At 64.7% G+C, this 8,284-nt stretch carries 8 protein-coding genes and 1 pseudogene; 7 read left to right on the top strand and 2 right to left on the bottom strand.

Annotation, left to right across the window (positions count from 1 at the left end):
- The 4 genes and pseudogenes from adh to ACRDUX_RS25545 all read left to right on the top strand — a co-directional run.
- A pseudogene (gene adh, locus ACRDUX_RS25530) lies at window positions 1-432 on the top strand (aldehyde dehydrogenase); the annotation flags it as partial.
- A 94-nt stretch (window positions 433-526) separates the two neighbouring features.
- The gene (locus ACRDUX_RS25535; RefSeq protein ID WP_526417759.1) at window positions 527-1,030 is read left to right on the top strand and encodes a DUF779 domain-containing protein; all 504 of its coding nucleotides are present in this window, start codon (window positions 527-529) and stop codon (window positions 1,028-1,030) included.
- 45 nt (window positions 1,031-1,075) lie between these two features.
- The gene (gene lpdA, locus ACRDUX_RS25540; RefSeq protein ID WP_526417761.1) at window positions 1,076-2,476 is read left to right on the top strand and encodes a dihydrolipoyl dehydrogenase; all 1,401 of its coding nucleotides are present in this window, start codon (window positions 1,076-1,078) and stop codon (window positions 2,474-2,476) included.
- 11 nt (window positions 2,477-2,487) lie between these two features.
- On the top strand, window positions 2,488-2,757 hold the full coding sequence (locus ACRDUX_RS25545; protein ID WP_526417763.1) for a hypothetical protein: 270 nt from the start codon (window positions 2,488-2,490) through the stop codon (window positions 2,755-2,757).
- 21 nt (window positions 2,758-2,778) lie between these two features.
- Here the strand turns inward: ACRDUX_RS25545 and ACRDUX_RS25550 are convergent, their stop codons facing one another.
- Together ACRDUX_RS25550 and ramB are read right to left on the bottom strand one after the other, a co-directional pair.
- A complete protein-coding gene (locus ACRDUX_RS25550; RefSeq protein ID WP_526417765.1) occupies window positions 2,779-3,330 on the bottom strand; it encodes a carboxymuconolactone decarboxylase family protein in 552 nt (183 codons plus the stop codon).
- A 28-nt stretch (window positions 3,331-3,358) separates the two neighbouring features.
- Window positions 3,359-4,786 (bottom strand): acetate metabolism transcriptional regulator RamB, encoded by a 1,428-nt coding sequence (gene ramB / locus ACRDUX_RS25555; protein ID WP_526417767.1) that lies wholly within the window; start codon window positions 4,784-4,786, stop codon window positions 3,359-3,361.
- 119 nt (window positions 4,787-4,905) lie between these two features.
- Here ramB and ACRDUX_RS25560 point away from each other — a divergent pair, with 119 nt between their 5' ends.
- The 3 genes from ACRDUX_RS25560 (at window position 4,906) to ACRDUX_RS25570 (ending at window position 8,263) form a co-directional block, all read left to right on the top strand.
- Window positions 4,906-5,682 carry an acyl-[acyl-carrier-protein] thioesterase gene (locus ACRDUX_RS25560; RefSeq protein ID WP_526417773.1) on the top strand — a complete coding sequence of 259 codons (777 nt, stop codon included), beginning with the start codon at window positions 4,906-4,908 and terminating at the stop codon, window positions 5,680-5,682.
- 261 nt (window positions 5,683-5,943) lie between these two features.
- Entirely contained in the window at window positions 5,944-7,230 is a 1,287-nt protein-coding gene (gene aceA, locus ACRDUX_RS25565) for an isocitrate lyase (protein WP_526417769.1), read from the top strand.
- Window positions 7,231-7,408: 178 nt separating this feature from the next.
- Entirely contained in the window at window positions 7,409-8,263 is an 855-nt protein-coding gene (locus ACRDUX_RS25570) for a 3-hydroxyacyl-CoA dehydrogenase family protein (protein ID WP_526417771.1), read from the top strand.
- Window positions 8,264-8,284: the final 21 nt, after the last annotated feature.

Raw genomic sequence — 8,284 nt, forward strand, 5'->3', positions numbered from 1 at the left:
GCCAAGGTGCTGATCGGCGGCGAGCGCAACCAGCTGCAAGGTGATCTGGAAGGCGGCTACTACGTCAAGCCGACGGTGTTCAAGGGCCACAACAAGATGCGCATCTTCCAGGAAGAGATCTTCGGACCGGTGGTGTCGGTGACCACCTTCAAGGACGAGGAAGAAGCGCTGAGCATCGCCAACGACACACTCTACGGCCTGGGCGCCGGTGTGTGGAGCCGTGACATGAACACCGCGTTCCGGATGGGCAAGGGCATCCAGGCGGGTCGGGTGTGGACCAATTGCTACCACCAGTACCCGGCGCACGCGGCCTTCGGCGGCTACAAGCAATCGGGCATCGGGCGCGAGAACCACAAGATGATGCTCGACCACTACCAGCAGACCAAGAACCTGATGGTGTCCTACAGCGACAAGGCCCAGGGGTTCTTCTAGGCCCCCGGCCCCCGCCGAACGTGGATTACCCCCACGCTTGGTCGAGGAAAACGTGACGGTAATCCACGTTCGGCAGAGAAGGGAAGGGATGACGATGGGCGCTGATGTACCCAGTCGGGCGCTGATCACCGAGTCGGCAGCCGAGTTGTTGCGGACACTGCAGAATCGCCACGGCGCGTTGATGTTTCACCAGTCGGGCGGCTGCTGTGACGGGTCCTCCCCGATGTGTTATCCGGACGGCGAGTTCCTGGTGGGCGACCGCGACATACTGCTAGGCATTCTTGATGTAGGGACTGGCGTACCGGTGTGGATCTCCGGAAGTCAGTTCGCGGCGTGGAAGCACACCCAGCTGGTCATCGACGTGGTTCCCGGCCGTGGCGGCGGCTTCAGCCTCGAGACCCCGGAGGGCATGAGGTTCCTCAGCCGCGGCCGCGCGTACACCGAGGAGGAGAACCGGCTGCTCGACGACGATCCTCCGGTCACCGGGTCGCGGTACGAGCTCGGCGAGCGGCCGCGGGACGTCGGCACACACGTCGTCGCCGAGGCCGCCGATGCCTGCCCGATACCGGCCGTCAGAGGGGTGCGGGCGCAGGCGTAGTGGATCGGCCGTTGGCCCGACGACCATGACCATTAGGCTGGTCGCGTGACTCACTATGACGTCGTCGTACTCGGTGCCGGTCCCGGAGGTTACGTTGCAGCCATTCGTGCTGCCCAGCTCGGGTTGAGTACCGCCGTCATCGAGCCGAAGTACTGGGGCGGTGTCTGCCTCAACGTCGGCTGCATCCCGTCCAAGTCGCTGCTGCGCAACGCCGAACTGGCGCACATCTTCACCAAGGAAGCCAAGACGTTCGGCATCAGCGGGGACGTGTCGTTCGACTACGGCTCGGCGTTCGACCGCAGCCGCAAGGTCGCCGACGGCCGCGTCGCCGGCGTGCACTTCCTGATGAAGAAGAACAAGATCACCGAGATTCACGGCCGCGGAAGCTTCACCGACGCCAACACGATCTCGGTCGAATTGAACGACGGTGGTACCGAGTCCGTCACCTTCGACAACGCCATCATCGCGACCGGCAGCAGCACGCGGTTGGTGCCGGGCACGTCGCTGTCGGAGAACGTCGTCACCTACGAAGAGCAGATTCTGGCGCGGGAACTACCCAAGTCGATCGTCATCGCCGGCGCAGGCGCCATCGGCATGGAGTTCGGCTATGTGATGAGCAACTATGGCGTCGACGTCACCATCGTCGAGTTCCTGCCCCGTGCGCTGCCCAACGAGGATGCCGAGATCTCCAAGGAGATCGAGAAGCAGTTCAAGAAGCTCGGCGTCAAGATCCTCACCGGCACCAAGGTCGAGTCGATCGTGGATGGAGGGGCTGAGGGTTCCGTCAAAATCGTCGTCAGCAAGGACGGCAAGACCGACGAGCTGAAGGCCGACAAGGTCCTGCAATCGATCGGCTTCGCGCCCAACGTCGAGGGTTTCGGTCTGGACAAGGCCGGTGTCGCGCTGACCGACCGCAAGGCCATCGGCATCGACGACTACATGCGCACCTCCGTCCCGCACATCTACGCCATCGGTGACGTCACCGCGAAGCTGCAGCTCGCGCACGTCGCCGAGGCGCAGGGCGTGGTCGCTGCCGAAACCATCGCGGGCGCAGAGACATTGGCGCTCGGCGACTACCGGATGCTGCCCCGTGCCACCTTCTGCCAACCGCAGGTCGCCAGCTTCGGGCTCACCGAGCAGCAGGCCCGCGACGAGGGTTACGACGTCAAGGTGGCGAAGTTTCCGTTCACCGCCAACGGCAAGGCGCACGGCCTCGGCGAGCCCGGCGGCTTCGTCAAGATCATCGCCGACGCGAAGTACGGCGAACTGCTCGGCGGCCACCTGATCGGGCACGACGTCTCCGAACTCCTACCCGAGCTGACACTCGCGCAGAAGTGGGATCTCACGGTCAACGAGCTCACCCGCAACGTGCACACCCACCCGACGCTGTCCGAGGCATTGCAGGAGTGCTTCCACGGCTTGGCCGGCCACATGATCAATTTCTGAGTGACGCACGCGTGAGAGCGACGGTTGTCGCCGGCATCGGCGGGTTGATCATCGGCCATGTCCTGTGGCTGATCGCGATTTCGTTCGCCACCAAGACGACGACGGTCAACGCATGGGTACTGGTCATCTCGGCAGCGTCGCTGCTGCTCGCGGTGGCCGGCGGCGTGTTGGGCTTGATGTCCCACCGCCGCAAGGCGACTGCGAAGACGGCCTTTCTGTGGTGCCTGCCGGTGGCACCCATCCTGTTCACCATCTGCGTGCTCGGGGTCACCTACCTCTAGCCCGCACGCGCCGGTGAACGCTCAGTCGGGGAAGTCCAGCGGGATCTTCAGGGTCGCCATCGTCGCGGCCAACCCGTCATACTGCGACGCCAGCATGCAGAACTCGATCAACTGCTTGCGGTCGAGATGCGATGCCAGCGCCGTCCAGGTCTCCGGTGACATCGACCGGGTGACGACGAACTCGTCGGTCGCCGTGATGAGGACCCGCTGCTTGTCGGTCAGCCCCTCGGAATCCGGTCCCTTGAAGATCCGGGCCTGAGTCTCGTCGTCGAGGCCGCGCGTTCTGGCAAGGCGACGGTGCTGCTGAAGTTCGTACTCGCAGTCACGCAGGTGTCCGACGCGCAGGATGACCAACTCGGCGTCTCTGCGCGACAACCGTCCCCAGTTGAGCAGCACCCCGGAGAACGGCAGCCACGCGAGGAACAGCAACTTGTGCTGCCCGATGGTGTCCATCAGGTGAAAGCGTGGCGCCCGGATCACCCGGGCCCCGGCCTTGGCGATGATCCAGCCGACGGGCCCCAGTTCGCGAAGACTGCCGGTCGACGGGATGCGGGCGGGTGTGGTCTCGGTCATGACCGTCGACTCCTCGGACAAGCGTTCGTCATGGGTGCTTCACCAGGTAGGGCGACACCGTGCTGCGGTGCTCGTCGAGGTCCAACGCTCGGCCGAGAGCAGGAAAGGCGCGCTGGGGGCAGTTGTCCCGTTCGCACACCCGACAGCCGGCGCCGATCGGTGTGGCGATGTCACCAGACAAGTCGAGACCTTCCGAATACGCGAGTCGCTGCGCGTGCCGCAGTTCGCAGCCAAGGCCGATTGCGAACGTCTTGCCCGGCTGACCATAGCGCGAGGCGCGGCGCTCCACGGTACGGGCGACCCACATGTAGTGACGGCCGTCAGGCATCTGGGCGATCTGCACGAGGATCTTGCCGGGGTTGGCAAACGTCTCGTAGACGTTCCACAGCGGGCAGGTGCCACCGCTCGAGGAGAAGTGAAACCCGGTGGCGGACTGGCGCTTCGACATGTTGCCGGCGCGGTCGACCCGCACGAAGGAGAGCGGCACGCCGCGCATGGACGGCCGCTGCAGCGTGGACAGCCGGTGCGCGATGGTCTCGTAGCTGACCGAGTAGAACGCCGAGAGGCGCTCGACGTCGTAGCGGAAGTTCTCGGCGACGTCGTGGAACTGGCGGTACGGCAGCACCGTCGCCGCGGCGAAGTAGTTGGCCAGGCCCAGTCGGGCCAACGTCTTGGACTCGTCGCTGGTGAAATTGCCTTGCGCGACCAGCGTGTTGATCAGCTCCCCGAACTCGAGGTAGGCCAGCTCGGTGGCGAGCTTGAACACGTACTGGCCCGACGAGAGGTGGCTGCCGATCTCGAGGGTCTTGGTGCTCGGGTCGAACCGATGCATGACGGTGTCGCCGAGGTCGATGCGCTTGACGATGTGCACGCCGTGCACCCTGATCAGCCGGTCGGACAGCTCGCCCGCCAGTTCGGTGCGGTGCATGCGCATCCGAATGGTGAGGTCTTCGGCGGCGGTGTCGAGTTCGTGCAGGTAGTTCTGACGCTCGTAGAAGTAGTCCCGTACCTCTTCGTGCGGCATGGTGATGGAGCCCGACCCTGGATTGAAGCCGATGCCGTCGGAGTAGCGGTCCTCGGTGGCGGCCGCCAGTTGGGTGGTGGTCAGCCGGTAGCGGCGGTGCAGGTTCACCATTGCCCGCGCGAGCGTCGGATGTCCGGTGACGATGTCGGCGATCTCGGAGGGGTCGACGTCGATGCCGAGGTCCCGGTCCATCGTCACCTCACGCAGCTCGGCGACCAGCCGGGTGTCGTCCTGGCTGGCGAAGAAGGTCGCGTCGACGCCGAACACCTCGGTGATGCGCAGCAGGACGGCCACAGTCAGTGGACGCACGTCGTGCTCGATCTGGTTCAGATAGCTGGGGGAGATGTCGAGCATCTGCGCCAACGCCGCCTGGCTGAAGCCACGCTCGCTGCGAAGCTGACGCACTCGCGATCCGACGAAGGTCTTGGCCACGTGCTCCAGCCTAACAACGCTGTTAAGCCAGGCTTCGCATTCTTGGCATCGGAGTCCTCGTGGCAGTATCGAAATTCGTGAGTAGCAGCACTGGAGCAGCCACGGGCCTGGCCAAGACGATGATGCCGGTCCCGGATCCGCACCCCGACGTCTTCGACATCGAATGGCCGCTGCGGGTCGCCGACACCGACCGCCATGGCAGACTCCGTTTCGACGCCGCGACCCGCCACATCCAGGACGTCGGCTCGGACCAGCTGCGCGAACTGGGGCACGAGGAAACGCACCCGCTGTGGATCGTCCGGCGCACGATGATCGACATGTTCGGGCCCATCGAGTTCAAGGACATCCTGCGGATGAGGCGGTGGTGCTCGGGAACGTCCAACCGGTGGTGCGAGATGCGGGTCCGCATCGACGGCCGCAAGGGTGGCCGCATCGAGTCCGAGGCCTTCTGGATCAACATCAACCGGGAGACGCAGGGCCCGGCGCGCATCTCCGATGACTTCATCGCGGGTTTGCAGCGGACCACCGACGTCGACAGGTTGCGCTGGAAGGCGTATCTGAAGGCAGGCGGCCGCGAGGATGCCGACCGGATCCGTGAGTATCCCGTCCGGGTGAGCGACATCGACATCTTCGATCACATGAACAACTCCGTGTACTGGAGCGTCGTCGAGGACTACCTCTTCAACAACCCCGAACTGCTGGCGAAGCCGCTGCGGGTGACCATCGAGCACGATCTCCCGGTCGCCCTTGGCGACAAGCTGGAGATCATCACGCACGTTCACCCGGCGGGATCGACAGATCTGTTCGGCCCGGAGCTGGCGGACCGCACTGTTACAACGCTCACATACGTCGTCGGCGAAGAGGTCAAGGCCGTCGCCGGCATCTTCTCGCTCTGAATCGATCGGGTTTAACAGTACGGGCGTACTGACCTGCGAAGACTTGCTACTGGACGGTAACTTCTGAACCGGTACAGGTGTCGGTCACCTTCGCAAGCTTTGCAAGTTAACACCTGACGTTGGCGAAAGTTGGCATCTGAAACGGGTGGACCAGCGCATATGTGCTGTGTCATCTTGGTCTTAGCAGAGAAGTTAACTCGCGGTGGTGTTAACAAGTTCGATGCGCGATGCCACCGGTGATCAGTAACCAAAGGAGCACCAATGTCCACCGTTGGCACGCCGAAGAGCCCCGAGCAGATCCAGCACGACTGGAACACCAACCCCCGCTGGAAGGGCATCGAGCGCACGTACAGCGCCGAGGACGTCGTCGCCCTGCAGGGCCACGTCGTCGAGGAGAGCACCCTGGCCCGCCGCGGTGCCGAGGTGCTCTGGGAGCAGCTCCACGACATGGACTACGTCAACTCGCTGGGCGCGCTGACCGGCAACCAGGCCGTGCAGCAGGTCCGGGCCGGCCTCAAGGCCATCTACCTGTCCGGCTGGCAGGTCGCCGGAGACGCGAACCTGTCCGGCCACACCTACCCCGACCAGAGCCTCTACCCGGCCAACTCGGTGCCGCAGGTCATCCGCCGGATCAACAATGCGCTGCTGCGCGCCGACCAGATCGCCAAGGTCGAGGGTGACCGGTCCGTCGAGAACTGGCTGGCCCCGATCGTCGCCGACGGTGAGGCGGGCTTCGGTGGCGCGCTCAACGTCTACGAGCTGCAGAAGGCCATGATCGCCGCCGGTGTCGCTGGTTCGCACTGGGAGGACCAGCTGGCGTCGGAGAAGAAGTGCGGCCACCTCGGTGGCAAGGTGCTGATCCCGACCCAGCAGCACATCCGCACCCTGACTTCGGCGCGTCTGGCCGCTGACGTCGCCGACGTCCCGACGCTGGTGATCGCCCGCACCGACGCCGAGGCCGCCACGCTGATCACCTCGGACGTCGACGAGCGCGACCAGCCGTTCATCACCGGTGAGCGGACCAAGGAAGGCTTCTACCAGGTCACCAACGGTGTCGAGCCGTGCATCGCCCGCGCCAAGGCCTACGCGCCGTACTCCGATCTCATCTGGATGGAGACCGGCACCCCGGACCTGGCGCTGGCCAAGAAGTTCTCCGAGGCGGTCAAGGCGGACTTCCCCGACCAGATGCTGGCCTACAATTGCTCGCCGTCGTTCAACTGGAAGCAGCACCTGGACGACGCGACCATCGCCAAGTTCCAGAACGAGCTCGGCGCGATGGGCTTCAAGTTCCAGTTCATCACCCTGGCCGGCTTCCACGCCCTCAACTACTCGATGTTCGATCTGGCCCACGGCTACGCCCGCAACCAGATGAGCGCCTACGTCGAGCTGCAGGAGCGTGAGTTCGCGGCCGAGGAGCGCGGCTACACCGCCACGAAGCACCAGCGCGAGGTCGGCGCCGGCTACTTCGACCGGATCGCCACCACCGTGGACCCGACCAGCTCCACCACCGCGCTCGCGGGTTCGACCGAAGAGGGTCAGTTCCACTGAGCGCAGCGAAGTGGAACCATCGGCTTGAGCCACTGAGCGCAGCGAAGTGGAACCGATAGCCGGAGAGCCACTAGATCACTAAGTCACCCAACTGCGCGAGCAGACGGAAAGGGCCCTCAATCCGCGCGATTGAGGGCCCTTTACGTCTGCTCGCCGGGGTGGAGTAGAAAGTGTCAGCGTGAGTATTGAGCGAGTGGGCGTCGTCGGCGCTGGACAGATGGGCGCGGGCATCGCCGAGGTTTCGGTGCGTGCCGGCGTCGACGTGCTGATCTACGAGCCGACAGAGGCACTCGTCGAAGCGGGCCGCGACCGGATCGCCAAGTCGTTGGAGCGAGGCGTCAGCAAGGGCAAGCTGACTGAAGCCGAACGCGACGAGGCCTTGGCGCGGCTGAACGTCACGACCAGCCTGGCCGATCTGTCGGACCGCCAGCTGGTGATCGAGGCGATCATCGAGGACGACAAGGTCAAGGCGAAGGTCTTCGCGGAGCTCGACGAGGTCATCACCGATCCCGACGCCGTGCTGGCGTCCAACACCTCGAGCATCCCGATCATGAAGATCGCGGCGGCGACCAAGAATCCCGGTCGCGTGCTGGGGTTGCACTTCTTCAACCCGGTGCCGGTGCTGCCGCTCGTCGAGTTGGTCAGCACACTGGTGACCACCGACGAGGCGCTCGCCCGGACCGAGGAGTTCGCGAGCAAGGTGCTCGGCAAGCAGGTCGTGCGCTGCGCCGACCGGTCCGGCTTCGTCGTCAATGCGCTGCTGGTGCCCTACCTGCTGTCGGCGGTCCGGATGGCCGAGGCCGGCGTCGCGACGATCGAGGACATCGACACGGCGGTCGTCGCCGGGTTGTCACATCCGATGGGGCCGTTGAAACTGTCCGACCTGATCGGGCTCGACACGCTCAAGCTCATCGCGGACAAGATGTTCGAGGAGTTCAAAGAGCCGCTGTTCGGCCCGCCGCCGTTGCTTCAGCGGATGGTCGAAGCCGGCCAGCTGGGCAAGAAGTCGGGCAAGGGCTTCTACAATTACTAGGCGCGTCACCACATTGGCAAT

This window comes from Mycobacterium sp. (assembly GCF_050701675.1).
GTDB lineage: Bacteria > Actinomycetota > Actinomycetes > Mycobacteriales > Mycobacteriaceae > Mycobacterium.